Genomic DNA, 20,678 nt, shown 5'->3' on the forward strand with positions numbered 1-20,678 from the left:
GGCTCGCGCCGCTCGCTGGAAAGCGCGCCGCCATGCGTCGTTACGACGAGGCCACGAGCCGCCAGCGTATTCAGATCGCGCCGGATCGTCTCGCGCGACACGTTCAGGTCGCGCACCAGTTCAGCTACCGATAGCGCGCCGTTTTTGGCAACCTGCGCCAGGATGTATTGGTGACGTTGTTCTGCGAGCATTTAAGCGTTTCCTTCATCATCCCGCGAGAGGCTTGTCACGCAGGGGCATTTCTTCATCAAACGCCCTTCAGACAAGGGCTTTTTGCATCCACAATCTGCGCCGCAAGAGGTCGTCTGCAAGTTGCTAAACTCGAGACATTTGCGTGGCTTTTCTCCATCGCTCGCCGAAAACCAATGCAGATCATGCAATTTGATGCCAACGCCGCGAAACAGATCAAACCGCATACCCACATGAGCTTCGAGGCGCTCCCAGGCCCTCGTCTGGAAGCGACCCATCGCGGCACAGATGGGCCTATCGATTCAAGTCGCCCCTCGGCGGCCGGATACTTCAGCAGAAGCTGGGAGAGTGGCCAGTAGTGCCCTACGCTGCCGCGATAGCCGAGTGGCAACAAATCCGGGCGCGCCGCGGTGCTGGCGAAGACCCCGCCCTCACTTGCAAGACAGCAAACGAGCCTGTGATGGTTTCGACGCCGGAATCATACACGGTGCGAAATCTGTGTGAGGATTTCCTCACGGGCCACATTGAACGGCACCGCGATTCGCTCGGCACCGCGCAGTCCCGTCGGCGCGTCATGACAAAGATCGCCCCGATTGCCGGCTTGCCAGCCGCCTCGATCACTCGAAAGCAAGCGTTCGATCTGCTCGATGGCGAGCGTCAGGCGCCACGCGGGATTGTTCAGCGTCGGCCGGGACTGTACGGAAAAGGCTATTTGCTTTCCACTGCCGACAGCCCCTATATAGCGCAGAAACGCTTTTGCCAACGACCTTAAACTGGCACTCTGCTAGCCGCACTTTCGCACGGAACAAAGTCGCATTGCCGCTCGTTGCCGAGCAACACTAGTGAAGATTGCGGACTTAATGCGCACTCACCACGCGCGTCCTAGTGACTGAAATAGCGTCGCGGTGTCCGACAACCGGTCTGCCTGCACGCGGCTCTGATCGAGCGCGGTTTGCAGCGCCGAGCGTTGTGTATCGAGCAGGCTGAACTGGCTGACGCCACCCGCCGCATACTGCGCCTGCGCGATGGCGAGACTTGCTTGAGCTTCCCGCTGCGCATCACTGCGTTCGCTCAACGTCCGCGCATCATTATTCAAAGCCTGCAATGCGTCCGCGACCTGCTGAAGCGCCTGTAGCACCGTTTGCCGATACCCCGCCAACGCAGCATCATAGTCGGCCTGCGCAGCGCGCTTCTTCGCATGCAGCTCTCCGCCGCGAAACAGCGGCTGCGTCAGATTCAGTCCGATATTCCAGATATTCATTCCACTTAGCACATCCGCCATCCGCGTGCGCTCCGAGCCGATCCCCGCAGAAATCGCAAACTGGGGATACATGTTGGCTGTTGCCACGCCGACATTCGCGCTCGCCTGATGCAGCAGCGCTTCCGACGCGCGAATGTCCGGCCGCTCGTGCGCGAGAGTCGAAGGCAGCGTGAGCGGCACGCTTGACGGCAGGTGTAATGAGTCAAGCGTGATGTCGTGAAAATCAGCCTCGGAGGGCGCGCTACCGATCAATATCGCCAGTTGGTGATCGGCCTGGGCGAGTTGCGTCGACAGCGGCGGCAGCGTCGCGCGTGTCTGTGCGAGCAGCGTGCGCTGGCTGCGAACGTCGAGCTTTGACACCCCCCCGGCCGCGAATCGACGTTCGATGATCGTCAACTGGTGTGCCTGTGTCTCGGCGAGGCGCTCCGTCAGGTCGATCTGCTGTTGCAGCGACGCGCGCCGGATCGCGTTCGCGACGACGTTGCCGGCGAGCGACAACCTCGCCGCATCCAGTTCGTACGCCTCGTAATCGACCTGGGCCATCAGCCCTTCAAGCGCACGCCGGTTGCCGCCAAATATGTCCAGCGCGTACGACACGCTAAGTGACGCGTTATAGATGGTGAATGGAGCGGGGCTCGGCACGGTCGTGATGCCGAGTGAGTTCAGGTCGAATTTCTGGCGTGTCGTCGAAAAACTGGCGTCGACCGCGGGATATTCGGTCGCGCCGGCCTCCGCCGCATAGTTTTCGCGCGCTTCCGTCAACTTGGCTTGCGCTTGTGCCAGCGTGGGGCTGTTGTGCAACGCAGCGTCGACGAGACGGTCCAGCGCATCTGAGCCGAACTGCGTCCACCACATCGACAGCGCGTTGTCGGCGTGAATGAAGGTCTGCGTCGTGCCGGCCGCTTCGACGGACGCAGGCTGCGTGTCGCGAGTATAAGACTGCACGGTGGGCGCGGCTGGCGACTGGAAGTCCGGGCCTACCGCACAGCCGCCGAGCGCGAGAGAGGCTACAAGAACAGCATAGCTTACGAGCGGGTTCATCAACCGGATTCTCCTAGTCGAGCGTGCGCCGGTAAAAGCGCAATGCGATGCCCAACACAACCACCGTGAACAGCGCCAGCGGCCAGACCGACGGCCACAGTTCGGTCCATCCATTGCCCTTGAGCAGGATGCCGCGCACTAGCCGGTTGAAATAGGTGAGTGGCAGTACGTTGCCGATCCATTGCGCCCAGCGCGGCATCCCTGCAAACGGAAACATGAAGCCGGATAACAGCAAGCTAGGCAGGAAGTAGAAGAATGTTAGCTGCACGGCCTGCAACTGGTTCTGCGCGAGAGACGACAGCGTGATGCCGACGGTCAGGTTCGCCGCGATGAATAGCAGTGACGTCAGATAAATCGCCAGCACGCTGCCTTCGAATGGCACATTGAACACATAGCGACAAGCGGCGAGGATGATGGAAACCTGCACCAGTCCAATCGCCACGTAGGGCACGATCTTGCCGGTCATCACCTCGAGCGGGAGGACAGGTGTCGCGAGAAGGTTTTCCATCGTCCCACGCTCGCGCTCGCGCGTGATGGCGAGGCCCGTCATCATCACCATCGTCATGGTCAGGATGACGCCCATCAGCCCCGGCACGACGTTGTATTGCGTGATGCCCTCCGGGTTGTAGAGACGCTGCACCTGCACGCTAAAAGCGGCGGGTGTACCGTTCAGATGCGCAAGCGGCCCGGTGATGTCCTTGTCTGCCACAGGTTGAACGAGACTCGGCAACGCGCCGACTGCGGTGCCGGTTGCGGTTGGGTCGGTCGCATCCGCTTCGACCAGCAACGCGGGCCGTTCGCCGCGCAGCAATCTCCGTGAAAAATCGGCGGGGACCGTTAACACGAACTGCACGCGCCCTTCTGCCAGCGCGCGACGTCCTTCCTCCTCGGTATGCAGCGTCTCGACAATCGTGAAGTATTCAGAGTTCTCCATTGCCGCGACGAAGCTGCGCGAAAACGGGCTCTGGTCGGCAAGAATCACGGCGGTGGGCAGATGCTTCGGGTCGGTGTTGATCGCAAACCCGAACAGCGCCAGTTGCACGACCGGCAGGCCGACAATCATCGCGAACGTGATCCGGTCGCGTCGTAGCTGTAACAGTTCCTTCAGCACAATGCTCCACCAACGTGTCGGCGAGAAAAAGGCATCGAAGTTCACGGCCTGGCTCCGTAGTTGTCAGCTGAGCGGTTCATCATGTAGATGAAGACGTCCTCAAGGCCCGTTCCGATCTGCTCGATGCGTACCGGCTTGCCGTCGGTCGCCTGACGGATCGCAGCTTCCAGTGCCGCGTGATCGTGGCCGCTTGCATGCAATGCCGAGCCGAATACGACGGTTTGATCGACACCTTCCATCCCGCGCAAGTGTTCCGACAGTTCGGTGAGATGCTCGCCATAAATCGACCATGTCGCGAGGTTCTGCGAATCGATCACTTCCTTTGACGTTCCATGCGCGAGCAGCTTGCCGTACGCGATGTAGGCAAGCTTGTGGCAGCGTTCTGCCTCGTCCATGTAGTGCGTGCTGACGAGCACTGAGATGCCGCGCGCCGCGAGACGATGCAACTCCTCCCAGAAATCGCGCCGCGCAGTCGGATCGACACCGGCGGTTGGTTCGTCGAGCAACAGCAGACGCGGCTCATGCAGCATGCAGGCGGCCAGCGCCAGCCGCTGCTTCCACCCGCCTGATAGCGCGCCGGTCAACTGGTTCGCGCGGCTTTGCAGGCCGAGCGTTTCGAGTGCCGCGTCGACTTTCTCGCGGCGGTTCTTCATTTGATAAACGCGCGCGACGAAGTCGAGGTTTTCGCGGATGGTCATGTCTTCCCAGAACGAAAAGCGCTGCGTCATGTAGCCGACGTTTCGCTTGATCAGCGCGCTTTGCCGCACGATGTCGTAGCCGAGGCATGTGCCGCTGCCCGAGTCCGGCGTCAACAATCCGCACATCAGCCGGATCGAGGTGGTCTTGCCGCTGCCGTTCGGCCCGAGGAATCCAAATATTTCGCCTTGCGCGACCTGTAACGAAACATCGTTGACGACATGCTTGTCGCCGAAATGCTTGTTCAGCCCGTGCACGTCAATCGCGTACTGTTGGTCCGGTTGGCTCATTGCAGCGTCACCGTGACGGGCTGCCCGGGACGAAGCTTGTCGGCATCGGCGACTGCCGGATGCGCTTCGATCATATAGACGAGCTTTGAGCGGCGCTCGTTGCTATAGATCACCGGCGGCGTAAATTCCGCCTGGTTCGAAATGTAGGTGATCTTTGCCGCCACATCGGCTGCGCAGCCGTCACAATGGATCGTCAGCGCGCGACCCGGTTGCAGTGCTCCCACAACCGTTTCTGGCACAAAAAACCGCACCTTGACGTTTTGCGGCGGCAGCATCTGGACGACCGGGCTACCGGCCTGCACCCATTCGCCCACGCGGAACAGCGTGTCGTACACGCGGCCTTGGGCAGGCGCCGTCACCAGCTTCTGATCAAGCTTCCATTGCGCCTGTGCGACCGCGGCCTGCGCGGCCTCGACCTGCGCCGACTGTGCGCTGACCTGCTGCTCGCGTCCGGGCAACCTGGCGACATCGATCTGATATGAAAGCTCACGAACTTGAGCCGCGGTCGATTCGGCGTTGCCGCGCGAATCGTCGAGCTGCGCTTTCGGAATGCCGCCCGCGCTGTATTGGGCTTCGTCACGCGTGAGTTGCAGCGCAGCCTTCCGCGCATTTGCGATGGCTTGCGCGAGTTGCGCCTTCGTCACGTCAATTTCAACTGGCCGCTTGCCAGTCTGGATATCGTGCAATTGTGCACGCGCCGACATGAGCTGCTGCTGGGCCTCGTTCAAGGCGGCTGTTTCGTTTCCGGATTCGAGCGAAAAAACCGATGCGCCTGAGCCGACCGCCTGGCCGCGCCTAACCGCAAGCTGCGTAAGCGTGCCCGACTGCGACGAACTGAGGTAGACGAATTCGCCTTCGACATAGCCTTGGTAAGCGGTCGTTTCGTGGCGCGAACAGCCCGGGAGCGCAGCAACGGCGAGCATGCCGCCCGCGATGAGCGCGACGCGCTTCGTGAGCCGACTGCGGAGAGCACGCAGCGTGCTCTCCGAGTAGCGACCTGCCTTAGCGTCGCCACCAGATTTATGTTGAATTGACAGCACGAACATCCGGCAGACCACAGCTGCGGCCGCCATTGGTGTATGGGTCGGTTTCAACGTTTTCCTCATGCTTGTACATTGGACACGCACAATGGCGCACGAACGGTGGTCTTCCTTTACGCTTGCGGGGTGCCGCCTTGCTGCAGATTCCCCGCGTCATGCCTCAAAAGTAGATAATGACTTCAAAGTCAGTAATACGCAAGCTTCACTTTCGGGCGTTAGCAACGGTTGAATTTCCCGCGTAACGTTGACATGCGGCCGATGAGACTGCAATGAACAGGTGAGCCGCCGTGGTGACTTCGTAGACGATGATGTTCGCTTGCAGCAGAGCTACGACGAACACACATTGCGACGGACTATCATGGCATGTGTGACGGAGAAGCCTGTTTGCCAGAGTCGGTTCGAAGCACAGCCATATCCAGACGGGCGGAATTTTTGATTTGCAGAATAGAAGATGAAACGTACCGAACCCATCGCAAAGAAATTGGCGGAGCCAGCCCGCTCCGCTACCGAACCCGACAAACGCCGGCGTCGCAAGGATGCGCGTCCCGGTGAGATCATCGACGTCGCGCTCTCCTGCTTTCTTGAGGCGGGCTATGAAGCGACCAGACTCGATGACGTCGCGCGGCGCGCAGGCGTCGCCAAGGGAACGGTCTATTTGTACTTCGAAACCAAGGAGCAGCTGTTTCGCGCGGTCGTGCAGCAGGTGACTGCGACGAACGTGCGCCAGTTGAGTGAAACGATTCGCCAGTTCGATAGCTCATTTGCTGAGTTCGTACCGCTCTTTCTTTCGCAGGCGGCGACGTCGATTGGAAGCAGCCTTAGCCCGGGAATCGCAGCGCTGATCCTCCGGGAAAGCGAACGCTTTCCAGACCTGGGGCGGATCTGGGTCGAAGAGGTCGTAGCGCCCATGTTCGAAGCGCTGCAGGCGCTTATTGAGCGCTCGCAGAGGAAAGGTGAAGTCTGCGACGGCGACCCACGTGTTCACGTTTTCTCTCTGATCGGCCCGCTGTTTGCTGCAATCCTGTCTCGGCAGGTCCTGGCACCGCTCGGGTTTGAACCGGTGGACCTCGCAACGTTAGCCCGGCAACACGCGAGGACGGTGCTTGCAGGTCTTTGCCCGTCGTCGCCAGCAAGTTCGCCCGCTCGCCGTCGTCCGGGGCGACCAGGAAGATTGCCCGTTCTCGAGTCGGATTAGGTGCGGTCATGTCAACTCTATGCACATGTCCTCCTGGCGTGGGGCCGCACGTTTTAATACGGAAATCTGTGGGTTCGTACGCCTGTTTATAGCGACATGACGACCGCCTGATCGACAAGCGACATTTCAACATGGCGAATTGAATGGCCGCTTCCTGAGGTGGAACGGACGCCTGAATGTCAGAGTAAAAGTGCGGACAAATGTCGCTTCCAGGGCGATAGCACCCGTACAGCCTTAGCGGCGGTAACGCGATTTATTTCAATAGTACGATTGCAGTCCAATGCCAGGCAGCCTGTCTCTCAAATGAAGCGCTCACGGCAAACGCGAATGGCTGCTGCCACTATCCACCCCTTCACTTTCGTCAACACTTTCGAACTTCCGTAGCCGACCCGGAGCGGCCAGTCGGCTCGTCCGAAAGCAGCCATTCGAATCTGGTAAGCCGCCGCGCCTCGGTGAATATCGCATTCAAATAGACGCCGCATGGAAACCAGGCTTGCCGGCGTCATCGCCGAACACATCAGGGCTGTCAACGCATTCGACACGGATGCAATCGTCGCCACGTTCAACCGTGACGCCTACGTCAACGACAATCGGCGCGAGATCGTAGGCATCGATGCGATCAGACGCTGGGTAGAAAAAGAGCTGGTCGGAGATCGGGTCATGATGAATGTACGGGAGGTCGCCAACCATTATGGCGAGACTATCGTGCGTGCGGCCTATGACGGCAACTACGACAAAACCAATCTCCCCGAGGTGGTGATCCTGTCGAACTACTTCCGCGTCGTCGACGAAAAAATCGTCTCCCTCACGATCATCTTCAATCAACCTTCGCCTTACTAAGGAGACCTGCGAGATGAACGCAGTCTACGAACTCAAAGTGCAGAATGACGACTTTCACGGCAAGCGAGTCCTCGTGACGGGCGGCTCGAAGGGCATCGGGGCAGCACTTGTGCAGCGTTTCCACATGGGCGGTGGCCGAGTCGCCGCGACGGGGCGCACCCTGCCACCGGAAGGATCGGATGCATCGCTCTTCGTTAACACCACGGCACTAAAAATATATGATGGGCTCAAGCACATCGGGGACGAGACCGACGCGCGTTATCTGGCCCATTTACTGCACCTGGGCATCCTTCCTACCGGCGCTATCCTGCGAATCACGAGCAATCAGGTCAAGCAACTGGACAACTAAGCGTAACAACGCCTAAAAGATGCACCTCATCCAGGGATAGCCGAGCCCGCTTCCGCGCAATCCTCTGGCCACACACGATAGATGATTTCGGCCAGGAGGACCGGGGCACTCGTCCCATCGCACTCCATCGCGCATTCAAGCACGAGTTCCACGCCTTCCGTCACTGGCTCGACGGATCGCAATGTCGCGTCCAGTCGAACACTCGAGTTTACCGGGACAGGCGCCGGAAAGCGCAACCGGTTAAGCCCGTGGTGCGAGCTATACCCGATTCCCTCGAGCAGATAAATGTCGCGCAACATAGGCGTCACCAAGCTCAGGATCAGGTAACTTTGCGCAACGGTTCTACCGAACGGCCCGATTTTCGCTCTGTCTTCATCAACACATAGCCAGTCCCAGTCATCGGTTGTTGAGGCGAAACTGTTGACCATCCCCTGATCGATCTCGACCCAGCTGCTTTTCCCAAGATCAAAGCCAGTATAGGCCTGGATCCCCTCGACACCTCTTAGGAGTATCGGCACGTTAGCCTCCGTCGCTCAGGCGTGGTGGGGTGATCTGACACCCTGCGTTTACGCTGCCGAGTACACCAACGCCGTGACGCAGACGCAGACGGCTCGACGCTTTGTCCTTCAACCCTCGAATACATCGCTATTACTTGCGCCGAGTCCAGGAGCCGGACTGCGAGGCTTCAGTAACTGCCCGTTGAAGCGTGCTGGGTACCGGATCGCCCGTACCCTGCCTGTCGGCGTGTCCAGTTCAGAATAGAGTTCGTTGTGGATGACCTGCGGATCGGTCAGATGGTCACGCGGCTCGTTGACGGGACCAGCAGGAACGTCCAGCTCGCGAAAGCGCTCGAGCCACTCGGCCGTGGTCTTCTGTTTCAGCGGTTCGGCAATCCGCAGGAAGAACGTATGCGTCATTTTCTTACGATCGGCAATCTGCTTGATTTCTTCTTTCCACTCGGGATGTCCGACCGCATCTAGCGTCCTGCTGAGCTGCTTTCCGGAAACGGGCGACAGCACCAGATAGCCGTCCTTTGTCGCGAGCACTGGCTGCGGCGCCAACGTGACCGCAGCATCGTCATCGACGAAGGTTTGGTTATGGAACATGTCTGGAAAATTGTAGTAAGACATGATGTCCAGCATCGATGTCTCGAGATGAACCGCTCGTTGCGTACTCTCACGCTCAATCAGTCCTGCCAGTGCCATTTGCGCGGCGAACACAGCCGCAACCTTGTCGGCGAGGAACGTATTAGTCGTGCGCGGCGTGCCGCCGGCCGCCTCATAGCTCAACAGTCCAGTGCGTCCCTGGATCAGCGCATCGAAGGCTGGCTCTTTTGCGAGCTCGCCGTCAGGACCATAGCCAGTGATCGACAACTGCACGAGGCGTGGATTCAATTGGCTTAACTGATCGAAGCTTAAACCGAGCGAAGCCGAAACATGGGGACGCCAGTTCTCAATGTAGATATCCGCACTGCTCAAAAGCGCTTTGAAACGGGACAGGTCGACCGGCGACTTGAGATCCAGCACGACACTTTTCTTATCTCGATTCGAATTGGTCCACACGGTGCCAACACCTTCCCAGCTATGCCCGAAGTTACGGTACGGATCGCCTGAAGGTGGCTCTACCTTGATAACGTCCGCTCCGAGGTCTGCTAGCATCTGCGCACAGAACGGTCCGGAAATATAGCTGCATGCCTCGATGACCTTATAACCTTCAAGGGGACGTCGGGCGGTGCGGTTCGAAGCGCTCGCAAAAGAAGCTGGGCAGGATGTCATCGGTACTGCTCCTCAAATCGAATGAAGGGTGGGAATCGGCCCGCGTCGGCACATTGGCGAGCGCGCTGCCGGATCCGCGTTCAATGAGACGCGACGGCACCTGAGCGCCGCGCCGTTTGCGCACGAAGTCGTGCCAATGCCAGCATGGAATCGAGCACCGGCGTCTGCACACCCGCAAGCTCGCGCACCGCATGCAACGACTGCGCAAGCATCTCGAGTTCCAGCGGACGGCCAGCTTCGAAATCCTGCAGCATGGACATCTTGTGATAGGGCGCGCTCAGCGTCATCGCGATGCGCTTTTCCGGATCCGGTCCGATGTTGAGACCCAGCCGCGACGCCACCGTATCGGCCTCCTTCATCATCGCTTTGACGACCGGCACGACATCGCCCGCCTTGCCCATCTCGCCGAGCGTAGCTTGCGTCAAAACGGCAACCGGGTTCCAGCATAGGCTGTTGACAAACTTGACCCAGATTGCGGCACGAATGTCGTTGTTGACCTTCGACGCAATTCCACTTGCGTTCAGCAACTCCGCGAGACGCCCTACTCTTTCTGATTGGCTTCCGTTCAGCTCTCCTATTGGACATCCGGATTTTTCGCCATCCTGAACGATCACACCCGGCTCGATCGAATGAGCGCCGATCCAGTAAACGCAACCTAGCGCCTGCTCAGGAGGCAGCGCGCGCCATTGGCGCCCGTTCGGATCGATCCCATCCATCTGCCGGTCTTTCAGACCACCGTGCCAATCGTGAAAAAAGTAATAGGGAATTCCAGTGGTCGGGGGCAACACGGTCGTTTGGCTACCCATCAGCGGCACGATCTGATCGAGCGCATCAACCATCTGATGCGCCTTTAGCGTGACGAAGATGTAATCCTGTGTGCCCAGTTCACTGGGGGCCGCGCAGGCATTGACAGGCACCGAGAACTCTTCGGACGGCTTGACAATCCGAATACCGTTATTTCGAATCGCCTCGAGCGTCCTGCCACGAGCGACCACGCTAACCTCGCATTGTTTCGCGCGAGCCAAATGGGCCGCAATATACCCGCCAATCGCGCCGCCCCCGAAAATGCACACCTTCAGCATGGTGAACTCTCTTGCTTATCCGTTGAGTGGTGCCATGCGTTCGCGTGCGTGCCAGCTACATGCGTGCACGCCTGCAAGACCACATGATGTGCAGAAGATAAGGCGGGACCTAATGCCGTGGCAAATACGAAAAAACGATTGATCAAGCATATCCACCGATAGCTCGGCCCGGCCGCTCCAATCCACGTGCGCGGACCGGACCGGATCGGCTACAACGTACAGGTTCAACCGAACCCTTAAGCTAACCTAGCCGTTGTGGCTCTTGCGGCCGATCTTTCGATACACCGCAGGCGGGCGTCCGACTATTCGGCTGAATGCGGTGCAAAAGGCGCTATCTGACAGGTAGCCGATAGATAGCGCGATATCCCCGATTGAGCGATCGCTGTTGAGCAGCGCGTCTTTTGCGAGCGCGACCCGCCAGTTCGAGAGATATGTGGCCGGCGCCACGCCGACGCGCTCGGTGAAACGGCGCGCAAAAACAGCGCGGGACATGCCGACCTGTTTTGCCAGGATGTCGAGTGTCCAGTGTTGGGCGACATCGGAGTGCATCACCTGAAGTGCCATCGCAATCTGCGGGTCCGCCATCCCGCTCAACCAGCCAGCGCGTTGTCCTTCCATCTTTAGCACGGGGCGGCGCAGCACCTCGACCAGCATGATTTCCACCAGACGGCTCATCACGAGTTCGCGGCCTGGCAAGTTGCTGCTAGCCTCTTCGCCGATGAGTTCGAGCGAACGGGTCAGGCGACCAGTCGCTTCATCCGACGAACGAATATCCATGAGTTCCGGCAAGAGGCCCGAAAGCAGCGCGGAATGCTCATGATCAATCTGGAAATAGCCGCCTACAAGGCGCGTCGGCTCGCCTTCGCTGGGGTCTTCCCAGCGGACGTAATCCCCTTTGCCAGCGTTCACCGAGAGGGCGGCAAGTTGCGGCAGCACGTCGAGATCACTGGCCAGACAATAGCGCGGCGTCGCTGCCATCAGGAAATAGTCCCCTTGCCGCATCAGCAGCGCGGGGCCGGTGTCCGGCACAAACCAGCAATGCCCTGCTACGACGAGGCAAAAGCGTGGCTCCGCCCGATATGGCACCGCCATGCCCCACCGCCCGCGCGCTTCGACGGTTCGCCAAAGGACCGTCTGTGGACGCATCAGTCTGACGATATCGGTGAGCAGGTCCATTCAAGACGATTGGTAAATTTATAGAGATGGTTAGTTATAGATCATCTCCGCGCATTTCGATAATGTACTTTAAAAATTCACCCGTTATGCCCGGTGTCAACGGCCCTTGCGGCCGACGGACGGGAACTCGACGGGCACCACAGAGGGCGCCCCAACGGCCCGATAAAGCATGGTGGAGACGCGAATGAGCAAGCTGAAAGACAGGATCGTCATCGTCACAGGCGCGGCACAAGGCATGGGGCGCGCCATCGCAATCGAGGCGGCGCGGCAAGGCGCGGCCTGGGTGACCCTCGCCGATATCCACGAGGAAAACGGCATTGCCGCCGCGGCACAGGTCGAGGCGGCGGGCGCTCGATCCGCCTACATCCGCACAGATCTGTCGGTCACGGAATCGATCCGCCACATGATCGACGAAACCGCGCGGCGCGCCGGCGGTATTGATGTCCTGGTCAACAATGCGGGCGTCACCGACGATGGACTAACGGGGCGCTCGCCGACCATTGAAGACCTGCCCGAAGCTATCTGGGACATGGTGATGAGCGTCAACCTGAAGTCGATGTGGCTGACCTCCCGATTCGCCGCGCCTTATTTGCGCAAGTCCACCCGCAGCCCGTCGATCGTCAATGGCGCTTCAGTTGCAAGCACCGTGGCCTATCCTGGGTTACCCGCCTATGCCGCGAGCAAAGGTGGAGTCGTCATGCTGACGAAGGCGATCGCAGTTGACCTCGCGGACGCCGGCATCCGCTGCAACGCGTACGCCCCCGGCGCCATCGACACGCCCATGCTGAGCCACAGTGTCGAGCACGCGGCGGACCGCGACAAGGCGAAAGCAAGGCTGTGGGGCACACACCTCATCAAACGCCTGGGCCATCCCGAGGAAGTTGCGAAGCTTGTCTGCTTTCTTGCCTCCGACGAGGCTTCGTTTTCGACTGGCAGCGTATTCAGCATTGACGCTGGGACGCTGGCCTGGCGCGGCGTTCACTAAGGCAAAACGGCGGTTGCACGCAGTCTCTGGCGCAGCAAGTCCCAGCGTCCGTCTGCGATACGTGCAGCCAGCGATCGCAGTGCTGCGGTAAGGCGTTGATTGAGCGATATTCCCGGCCGCTCCGTCGACCCTCATCTGATCGCAGCAGGTAAGGCACAAGGAGACGACATCATGCAAAAGCGCATCCAGCCCGCATCGAGCTTATTGAATCGGCTCGATTCCCTTGTAGCGACATGGGCGCTGGGCGAGCGGATCGAACGCCTTCTGCGCCGCGTCGCACTCGGGCTCTACATGGTCGATCCTGTCGCCACCGCTTTCGATCCGCGGCTCGTCGCCGAGTATTCGGGGGCCACGACCGCCCTTGCCCAGCAACCGCAACGCGACCGTCACCGCGCCCGTTAAGACTGATTGATTCATTGAGCCGACGCCAGAACCGCTTCTCGCTACATCAGGTTCTACGCGCGCCGAATGAGGACCACCGAAGAAGGAACGCGGAAATGAACATGCGCCAGCTTCAATATTTTCTGGCAGTGGCAGCGGAACTCAACTTTACGCGCGCTTCGGAGCGCGTGAACATCGCCCAGCCTGCGCTGAGCGCCCAGATCATTGCGCTCGAAGAAGAACTGGGCACACCGCTTTTTACGCGTGAGAAGCGCAAGGTGATGCTGACGCCAGCGGGCGACATCCTCGTTGAACATGCACAGCGCGTGTTGAACACCGCCTCAGCCGCCATTGCAGCAGTTCGTGCGTCCGGCCGCGGGGCGCAGGCTCAACTCGTCGTGGGTGCAATCTACACCGCAATATATTGCTTCCTGCCCAATACATTGCGCCTCTTCAAAGCACTAACCCCCAGCTCCGATGTTAGCCTGCAGGAAATGACAATTGCCCAGCAAATCGCCGGGCTAAAGGAAGGCGCTATAGAAGTCGGCCTCGTCCGCGGCCACATCTACGACCACAGCATCGTGACCGAATTGCTGTATCGCGAACTGCTGGTGGTGGCGGTGCCGGCCGACAGCGAGTATGACCAGCCCGGCCCGGTCGACCTGAAAGATCTGGCAACATGGCCCCTGATCGCCGTGGCGCGCGGCAACGCGACCGAGCGGGGTTATGGTGACCGGGTCCTCGACATTTTCGAGGATGAAGACCACAAGCCCACCATCGTCAGAGAGGCTTACGACATGCATACGTCCGCATGCCTTGTCGCTGCTGGAATGGGCGTCGCCGTGGTACCGGCCATCATGCAGCTCATGAAGCCGCTTGGAATCGCCTACCGGCCGCTCAATACCGAGTCCCCAGGTGTTTCACTTTCGCTCGCGTGGCACAAGGACCGCGTTCCGCCCTTGCTCGGACCCTGGCGTGAAGCCGCGCGATCAAATGCAGCAATCTTGATGGCGCAACACCCCGAGCTGTTTCTGGACACCTCGCGCTCGCGCGCAGTGGTCGAAGCCGAATGAGGCGTTAGATTTCAGCGTACCCCATCACGAAGGCCGAAGCTTGCGCGACATGCACCTCGATGCAATGAAAGCCGGCACAGGATACGCGCCTGCTCTCACCGCCCGTCAACAGGGTCGATTCCGTCGGCGGGCAACTGTTCTACCCGAATCGCCTTTGATGGGCACTTGCGGGCCGCTCCCATCACCTTTTCGTAGAGCGTCTCGTCCGGATAATCCTGCAACACCTTGACCACGCCGTCCTCGTCGCGCTGGTCGAACACCTCTGTTGTCGACAGAACACATAAACCCGCACCGACGCAGACGCTCTGGTCCGCCGTCACCCGAAACCTCAAGACGCTCTTTGACATGTGACTCTCCCTGTCCTTATCGCAGTGCCCACAACTTACCAGGTCACCGGCAGTGCCTGTAGACCCTGCACGAAATGATCGCCCTTCCCCAGCACCTGCTCGTGCGGCACTGCGAACCGTAGCGTCGGAATGCGTTCGAAAAGCGTCCCGAACACCACCTGCAGTTCGACCCGAGCGAGCGGCTGTCCAAGGCACTGGTGGATTCCATAACTGAACGCGACGTGATGATCGGCCTTGCGCGTAATGTCGAATTTTTGCGGATCCGGAAATGCTGCCGCATCGTGATTGGCGCCGGCAATCAGGGCAATCACGCCTTCGCCCTTGCGAATCATGTGGCCGGCAACCTCGACGTCTTCGAGCGCCGTGCGGAAGGCGTTGAAATGCACAATCGTATGGAGGCGCAACATTTCTTCAACCGCATTGCGCACCAACGACGGGTCCTTTATAAGCAGATCAAGTTGATCTGGATTACTTAGGAAACTGTATACGCCCAACGCCATCTGGTTCGCCGTGGTTTCATGGCCGGCCATCAACAGTAGCTCCGCCATCACCACCAGTTCACGGTGGCTCAGATGTCCGGGTCGCACTTGCTCGACGATCAGACGGCTCAGCAGATCCTCTCTTTGCTCCGCGTCCTTTTCCCGCTCGGTGATGAGCTCGTCGAGATAGCCAAGAATGCGCGCCGAAGCCTCCCTGGGCACTTCCGGATCCACATCGAGCAAGACCTTGAGCCGGCTTTGCTCCTGAAAGAAGCCATGGTCCTTGCTGGGGACATCGAGCAGACCCGCAATCACTTCCGAAGTCAGCGGCAGGAAGAGTTCCTCGACAAGCTCCGCAGGCGGTCCCTTCTGCAACAGCTCGTCAAGCAAGCGGTTGAAGATCGTCTCGATAGTCGGACGCATCGCGCTGACACGCTTGATCATGAACTCCTTCGTCAGCATGCGCCTGAATTGTCCGTGCTGCGGCGGGTCCATGCGAATGAAGGCAGGCTCGAGGTCGAGCACGGCATTCCGCGCTGCTGACAGGCTGGGAAAACCCGCCGTGGCCGGATCGCCGCTGAAGCGATTGTCGCCCAGCACCGCGCGTACATCGTCATAGCGTGTGAAGAGCCATGCGTCGGTGCCGTCCCACATCTGAACCTTTACCGGCCCTGCTTGCTGCTGAAAATCCGCATATTCTTGCGGTGGCAAGAATGGGCATTGCCTCGCCATCGGAAACGATGGCTTGCTAAACGGACATTCCGACATTGTTCCTCCACTCGTATCGTATGCGTGCCCGCCGATCCCCAACGCGGCACGGATCGGCAGGCGCTCCAACAGGTCCCTTCGATAGGGAAGTCCTACAGGCCGCCGTTGACATCGAGCGTTGCACCCGTCACGTAGCGGGCGTCGTCGCTCACCAGAAAGCCCACCGCCGAGGCGATCTCTTCCGGTTCGGCTGCACGCTGCAGGGCCGAACCGGCGATCAGTCGGTCGCGGATTTCCTTCGGTACCTTTTCGCCCATCGCAGTATTGATCGTGCCAGGCGATACGGCTGCCACACGGATACCGTGTGGTCCCAGAGGTTTCGCCAGGCTCTTGGTTAAATTAACAATTGCGGCTTTCGAACCACCGTAATCGGTGACGCCGCTGCCGTTGGTCGCGACGATCGACGCAAGATTCACGATGACTCCGCCACCGCCAGCCTTGATCAAACGCTTTGCCACTTCCTGGCTCAGAAAAAACGGCGCGCGTGCGTTCACGCCATACGTGAAGTCGTAGTCCGACGGTGCGATGTCGAAAAAGGTCTTGCCGTGCCATACGCCGGCGTTATTCACCAGCACACGGATCGTTCCGTGCTCCGCATCGATCGCTTCGATGGACGCCTTGATCTGTTCGTGATCCGTCACATCGCACTTGCGATACGCGTAGCCGCCTTTGCCGACGTCGCCGACATCGAGCCCGACGACGGTATATCCGCGTTCCGTCAGATTGCTGCAAATGGCTTGCCCGGTCAGGCCATTGGAGCCTGTGACAACTGCAACTTTGCTGGTCATACGTCACCTCGTTTCACAATATGTCTCGTTACGATATATGCGCTGTTAGCGTCGTCCTCGCGAACGAGAACCAGCCTCTAGATTCAATTCAAATGCAGGGTGGGTCCAATATTATTTAAAGAGGTCCTGAGATCGAATTCCTATCGAGCCGACAGCAGCGACACTGCCAAACGTCAGCCCGCAGGAATCGCGACGATCAGGCCTTCGAGTTCGGGCGTGATCTCGATCTGGCAGCTCAGGCGGCTGTTGCGGCGCAGATCTCTGGAAGCGGACAGCATGCCCCTTTCAATGTCGCAGGCCTCGCCTACGAGCGGCATCCACGCCTCATCCACATAGACTTCACAAGTCGCGCAACTACACGCACCGCCGCACTCGGCTGCGATACCTTCAATCAGGTTATCGACGGCACCCTGCATGACGGAACTGCCGATGGGCACCTCCACTTCGAAAGCTTGTCCATCAACCTGAATATATTTGACTACTGGCATAGCACACCTCGTCGTTGCATGGATCGATTAACACCCTATCTTTACGCCGTCGAGCAATGACTTGAACGCAAGACTTTCATCCGCCAGATGAGCTGGGCTCACCTCGATATGTTCGGCAATCAGCTTCTTGCTGAACATGAACTCCTGAGGCCGATTGATACAGTCCGCCGCGACAAGCTTGCCGTTCTTCAAATAAAACGCGCTGAAACTGCGGCCCGTGGCACGGTCGCCACGCACGGCCACCTGGTCATAACCATGGTTCAACCCGGCCATTTGCAACTTGATGTCGTATTGATCCGACCAGAACCACGGCAATGCTTGATAAGGCTTCTCCTTGCCGCATAGCGTTGCCGCCGCACTTTTCGCCTGTTCTGTCGCGTTGGGCACCGACTCGAGCCGGATATAGCCGTACAGCGGCGACGGATGCATCGTGCAGTCGCCCACCGCGACGATATCCGGATCGGACGTGCGCGCGCATGCGTCCACTAATACGCCATTGTCGGTCGAGAGATTCGCCTGTTCGGCCAGTTCGACATTCGGCGTAACACCGATGCCGACGATCACCAGGTCCGCTGGAAGACGGGTTCCGTCGACGCAAATGACCCGCTCGACCCGCGTGCCTCCTTCGAATCCACTGACCGCGATGTTGGTGCGGATAGCCACGCCTTCTTCGCGATGCACACGCTCGAAGAATTCGGAGACCTGAGGCGCCGTGACCCGCGCCAGCACTCGGGGCGCCATCTCCAGCACCGAGACGCGCATGCCGAGCCGGGTCAGCACCGCTGCGGTCTCGAGCCCGATGTAGCCGCCGCCCACGATCACGGCGCTGCCTTCGGCACGCACGTCGGTGCGGATGCGATCGATATCACCGATGTTGCGCAGATAGTGAATGCCACCCAGGCTCGAACCCGGCAACGTGACGCTGCGCACCCGCGTTCCGGTGCAGATCGCCAGCTTGCCGTAGCTGAGCACTTCACCGCCACGCAGCGTGACGGTCTTGCTGCCGCGATTGATCGCGACGACGCGCTCGCTGAGCCGGAATTCGATGCCAAACCGTGCATACACATCCGCTGTACGAATCAGCAAGTCGTCCGCATTCTTCTCGCCGAGCAGGTACGCCTTTGAGAGCGGCGGACGATGATAAGGTAGGCAGGGTTCGTCGCCGATCACCACAATCGGCCCCTTCCAGCCTTCCTGGCGCAAGCTAGGCGCCAGTTGAGCCGCTGCGTGGCTCGCGCCAACGATGATGCACGTGTCGTCCATGAGAGGCCCCTTTCGCTTACTGGTCCAACGGGGGCCAAGCCACGCCCGCTTCCGTCAGCACCTGTGCGTTGTGTTCACCCAGCATGGGCGGCGCACGCAAGATCTGTGTGGGCGTGCCGGAAAATTGCAGAGGATTGTTGATCACCTTGAACGCGCCGCCCTTTGGATGGTGCAGCGTTTTAAGCAGCGTATTGACGACATGCTCGTCGCTGAATACCTCCGGCCAGGTTCTCACCGTTCCATAGATAGCGCCAGAGGCAGATAGTGCCTGCTCCCAACTGGCCAGATCGCGCGTTGCGAAAATCTCCGACAAACGGGCATCCACCTGCTCCCGGTTTGCGAGCCGCGCCGCCTTGGTCGCAAACTCCGGATGGGTCTTGAGTTCGCTCGCGCCGAGTGCGTCGCAAAGGATCTGCCAGAACTTGTCATTGATCGTGATGATCATGATGTCCCGGCCGTCAGAGGTCGTATAGGTGTTGTTCGGCACGATGTCCCAATGCTGGTTGCCCATGCGCCCCGGTGTAATTCCCGTCAGGTCGAAGTAGACGTCGCGGGGCACCTGGCTGAATATGCTCGCATCGAGCATCGATAGATCGACACGCTGTCCCTCTCCCATGCGCTCACGCGCCTGCAGCGCGACGAGAATGCCTATCGTTGCGATCAGAGCAGTCACCAGGTCCGAGAATGGGAAGCCCGTCTTCAGCGGTCCGGATTCTTCCGTGCCGGTCACCTGCATGACTCCGGATACAGCCTGGATGACCATGTCCAGCGCGGGCCGGTTGCGGTCCGGCCCCGTGCGTCCGAATCCGGAGATTGAACAGTAGACGAGCCGCGGATTGATCTTGTGCAGTTCCTCATAGCCGAGGCCCGCTTTGTCGGTCAGCCCTGGCCGGAAATTTTCGATCAGCACGTCGGCTTGTGCCGCGAGCGCCAATGCTGCGGCCTTTCCCTCTTCAGTCTTGAGATCCAGCACGACGCTGCGCTTGTTGCGGTTGACACCGAGAAAGAACGCGCCATCGCCACCCAGCGTCGTTTCGCCGGAATGGCGAAACGGATCGCCGTCGGGTTGTTCGACCTTGAGCACATCCGCGCCCGAGTCGCCCAACATCATCGTCGCGAATGGCCCCGTCATCATCTGCGTGAAGTCGAGCACCTTCAGTCCCTTCAGTGCCGCTTTCATTCCTTTTCCTTCGTCACGTAGAACGCTTCGCGATCGTGATTCGACGCACGCACTCCCTTGTCGCGCCGCTGCTTCATGAAGTTGTATTCGTCTGCCTCGTAGCGCACGTTGGTGGCAAGCGAATGCAGCACGTGCCCATATGCAAACTGGCTGGTAATGCCCAGCGAATCCATCGCCAGGCTCGTCGCCGCCTTTCCCATGACAATGCCGTCGCGCGGCAGACGCACGATACGCTCGGCCCACTCTTCGCCGGCGTCGGTGAGCGACGTGAGTGGCACCACCTTATTGACGAGGCCAGTCGCCAGACAGGTCGGCGCGTCCCACACGTCGGCCATCAGCAGCAGTTCGCGCGCCTTGCGCGGCCCCAGGGTCATCATTTCCCAGGCGGCAAAGTAGGCAGCACCCGACAGTCCGAGTTTTTGCTCGGGATGACCCATTTTGGCGGTGTCCGCTGCGATCACGAGATCGCAGCCCTCGGCCAGATACAGACCGCCTCCAAGGCAGTAGCCTTTGACGAGCGCGAGGGTTGGCTTGAGAAACTTGAACACCCGCTCGAAGCGCTCGAGGTAGCGCTTGTCGTGCAGCAGGCGTGCACGCTGGCTCGGCTTGCGCGGACGGCCTTTGTCGTCGTACGTGGTCTCTCCGTACTCCTTACCGACCTCCGCCAGATCATGGCCGGTACAGAAGTCGTCGCCAGCTCCTTGCAAAACGACTACGCGGACGTCGTCGTCCAGCTCGGCGCGATCGTAGCCGTCCATCAGCTGCTCGAACATCGCATTAGTCATTGCATTTTTCTTTTCCGGACGATTGATCGTGATGTAGGCACGGCCATCTTTCGCCAGATAATCGACACTGCCTGTCATGCTGTTTCTCCTCCGCGC

At 59.6% G+C, this 20,678-nt stretch carries 23 protein-coding genes; 7 read left to right on the plus strand and 16 right to left on the minus strand.

Annotated elements, in window-relative coordinates; all coding sequences use genetic code 11:
* On the minus strand, positions 1 to 191 hold a 191-nt coding region (locus WCA85_RS29065; RefSeq protein ID WP_424068321.1), incomplete at its 3' end, for a DeoR family transcriptional regulator.
* 458 nt (positions 192 to 649) lie between these two features.
* On the opposite strand from WCA85_RS29065, the gene WCA85_RS29070 reads away from it, so the two are divergent.
* Positions 650 to 961 (plus strand): hypothetical protein, encoded by a 312-nt coding sequence (locus WCA85_RS29070; RefSeq protein ID WP_424068322.1) that lies wholly within the window; start codon positions 650 to 652, stop codon positions 959 to 961.
* 96 nt (positions 962 to 1,057) lie between these two features.
* Here WCA85_RS29070 and WCA85_RS29075 read toward each other — a convergent pair whose 3' ends face one another.
* Genes WCA85_RS29075 through WCA85_RS29090 form a run of 4 tightly spaced genes read right to left on the minus strand, consistent with a single transcriptional unit; the run spans position 1,058 to position 5,511 of the window.
* Positions 1,058 to 2,491, minus strand: a complete 1,434-nt coding sequence (locus WCA85_RS29075; RefSeq protein ID WP_424068323.1) for an efflux transporter outer membrane subunit — start codon at positions 2,489 to 2,491, stop codon at positions 1,058 to 1,060.
* A 13-nt stretch (positions 2,492 to 2,504) separates the two neighbouring features.
* Positions 2,505 to 3,647 carry an ABC transporter permease gene (locus WCA85_RS29080; RefSeq protein ID WP_424068324.1) on the minus strand — a complete coding sequence of 381 codons (1,143 nt, stop codon included), beginning with the start codon at positions 3,645 to 3,647 and terminating at the stop codon, positions 2,505 to 2,507.
* Positions 3,644 to 4,588, minus strand: a complete 945-nt coding sequence (locus WCA85_RS29085; protein WP_424068325.1) for an ABC transporter ATP-binding protein — start codon at positions 4,586 to 4,588, stop codon at positions 3,644 to 3,646. The genes WCA85_RS29080 and WCA85_RS29085 overlap by 4 nt, the downstream gene beginning before the upstream one ends.
* A complete protein-coding gene (locus WCA85_RS29090; protein WP_424068355.1) occupies positions 4,585 to 5,511 on the minus strand; it encodes an HlyD family secretion protein in 927 nt (308 codons plus the stop codon). Before WCA85_RS29090 ends, WCA85_RS29085 begins: the two co-directional genes overlap by 4 nt.
* 568 nt (positions 5,512 to 6,079) lie before the next feature.
* Here WCA85_RS29090 and WCA85_RS29095 point away from each other — a divergent pair.
* The 3 genes from WCA85_RS29095 (at position 6,080) to WCA85_RS29105 (ending at position 8,012) form a co-directional block, all read left to right on the plus strand.
* On the plus strand, positions 6,080 to 6,823 hold the full coding sequence (locus WCA85_RS29095; RefSeq protein ID WP_424068326.1) for a TetR/AcrR family transcriptional regulator: 744 nt from the start codon (positions 6,080 to 6,082) through the stop codon (positions 6,821 to 6,823).
* 480 nt (positions 6,824 to 7,303) lie between these two features.
* Complete coding sequence (locus WCA85_RS29100) at positions 7,304 to 7,663, plus strand: nuclear transport factor 2 family protein (protein WP_424068327.1); 360 nt, start codon at positions 7,304 to 7,306, stop codon at positions 7,661 to 7,663.
* 13 nt (positions 7,664 to 7,676) lie between these two features.
* Positions 7,677 to 8,012, plus strand: coding sequence for a hypothetical protein (locus WCA85_RS29105; RefSeq protein ID WP_424068328.1), 336 nt, complete (start codon positions 7,677 to 7,679; stop codon positions 8,010 to 8,012).
* A gap of 26 nt (positions 8,013 to 8,038) precedes the next feature.
* Here the strand turns inward: WCA85_RS29105 and WCA85_RS29110 are convergent, their stop codons facing one another.
* The 4 genes from WCA85_RS29110 to WCA85_RS29125 form a co-directional block, all read right to left on the minus strand.
* Entirely contained in the window at positions 8,039 to 8,530 is a 492-nt protein-coding gene (locus WCA85_RS29110; RefSeq protein WP_424068329.1) for a MaoC/PaaZ C-terminal domain-containing protein, read from the minus strand.
* 108 nt (positions 8,531 to 8,638) lie between these two features.
* Complete coding sequence (locus WCA85_RS29115) at positions 8,639 to 9,787, minus strand: CaiB/BaiF CoA transferase family protein (protein ID WP_424068330.1); 1,149 nt, start codon at positions 9,785 to 9,787, stop codon at positions 8,639 to 8,641.
* 80 nt (positions 9,788 to 9,867) lie between these two features.
* Positions 9,868 to 10,869, minus strand: a complete 1,002-nt coding sequence (locus WCA85_RS29120; RefSeq protein ID WP_424068331.1) for a ketopantoate reductase family protein — start codon at positions 10,867 to 10,869, stop codon at positions 9,868 to 9,870.
* A gap of 246 nt (positions 10,870 to 11,115) precedes the next feature.
* Positions 11,116 to 12,045 (minus strand): cupin domain-containing protein, encoded by a 930-nt coding sequence (locus tag WCA85_RS29125; RefSeq protein ID WP_424068332.1) that lies wholly within the window; start codon positions 12,043 to 12,045, stop codon positions 11,116 to 11,118.
* A 184-nt stretch (positions 12,046 to 12,229) separates the two neighbouring features.
* On the opposite strand from WCA85_RS29125, the gene WCA85_RS29130 reads away from it, so the two are divergent.
* The 3 genes from WCA85_RS29130 (at position 12,230) to WCA85_RS29140 (ending at position 14,484) form a co-directional block, all read left to right on the plus strand.
* Positions 12,230 to 13,030 carry an SDR family NAD(P)-dependent oxidoreductase gene (locus WCA85_RS29130; protein ID WP_424068333.1) on the plus strand — a complete coding sequence of 267 codons (801 nt, stop codon included), beginning with the start codon at positions 12,230 to 12,232 and terminating at the stop codon, positions 13,028 to 13,030.
* Between the two features lie 171 nt (positions 13,031 to 13,201).
* On the plus strand, positions 13,202 to 13,432 hold the full coding sequence (locus WCA85_RS29135; protein ID WP_424068334.1) for a hypothetical protein: 231 nt from the start codon (positions 13,202 to 13,204) through the stop codon (positions 13,430 to 13,432).
* 101 nt (positions 13,433 to 13,533) lie between these two features.
* Entirely contained in the window at positions 13,534 to 14,484 is a 951-nt protein-coding gene (locus WCA85_RS29140) for a LysR substrate-binding domain-containing protein (RefSeq protein WP_424068335.1), read from the plus strand.
* Positions 14,485 to 14,579: 95 nt separating this feature from the next.
* Here the strand turns inward: WCA85_RS29140 and WCA85_RS29145 are convergent, their stop codons facing one another.
* The 7 genes from WCA85_RS29145 to WCA85_RS29175 form a co-directional block, all read right to left on the minus strand.
* On the minus strand, positions 14,580 to 14,831 hold the full coding sequence (locus tag WCA85_RS29145; protein ID WP_424068336.1) for a ferredoxin: 252 nt from the start codon (positions 14,829 to 14,831) through the stop codon (positions 14,580 to 14,582).
* A gap of 35 nt (positions 14,832 to 14,866) precedes the next feature.
* Positions 14,867 to 16,021 carry a cytochrome P450 gene (locus WCA85_RS29150; protein WP_424068337.1) on the minus strand — a complete coding sequence of 385 codons (1,155 nt, stop codon included), beginning with the start codon at positions 16,019 to 16,021 and terminating at the stop codon, positions 14,867 to 14,869.
* 149 nt (positions 16,022 to 16,170) lie between these two features.
* Positions 16,171 to 16,866 carry an SDR family NAD(P)-dependent oxidoreductase gene (locus WCA85_RS29155; protein WP_424068338.1) on the minus strand — a complete coding sequence of 232 codons (696 nt, stop codon included), beginning with the start codon at positions 16,864 to 16,866 and terminating at the stop codon, positions 16,171 to 16,173.
* 173 nt (positions 16,867 to 17,039) lie between these two features.
* The gene (locus WCA85_RS29160; protein ID WP_424068339.1) at positions 17,040 to 17,354 is read right to left on the minus strand and encodes a 2Fe-2S iron-sulfur cluster-binding protein; all 315 of its coding nucleotides are present in this window, start codon (positions 17,352 to 17,354) and stop codon (positions 17,040 to 17,042) included.
* 27 nt (positions 17,355 to 17,381) lie between these two features.
* Positions 17,382 to 18,617, minus strand: a complete 1,236-nt coding sequence (locus WCA85_RS29165) for an NAD(P)/FAD-dependent oxidoreductase (RefSeq protein WP_424068340.1) — start codon at positions 18,615 to 18,617, stop codon at positions 17,382 to 17,384.
* Between the two features lie 16 nt (positions 18,618 to 18,633).
* Positions 18,634 to 19,797: a CaiB/BaiF CoA transferase family protein gene (locus tag WCA85_RS29170; RefSeq protein WP_424068341.1), complete on the minus strand. Its 1,164-nt coding sequence runs from the start codon at positions 19,795 to 19,797 to the stop codon at positions 18,634 to 18,636.
* A complete protein-coding gene (locus tag WCA85_RS29175) occupies positions 19,794 to 20,660 on the minus strand; it encodes an enoyl-CoA hydratase/isomerase family protein (protein WP_424068342.1) in 867 nt (288 codons plus the stop codon). The genes WCA85_RS29170 and WCA85_RS29175 overlap by 4 nt, the downstream gene beginning before the upstream one ends.
* Between the last annotated feature and the right edge of the window lie 18 nt (positions 20,661 to 20,678).

The organism is Paraburkholderia sp. (genome assembly GCF_049581445.1).
GTDB lineage: Bacteria > Pseudomonadota > Gammaproteobacteria > Burkholderiales > Burkholderiaceae > Paraburkholderia.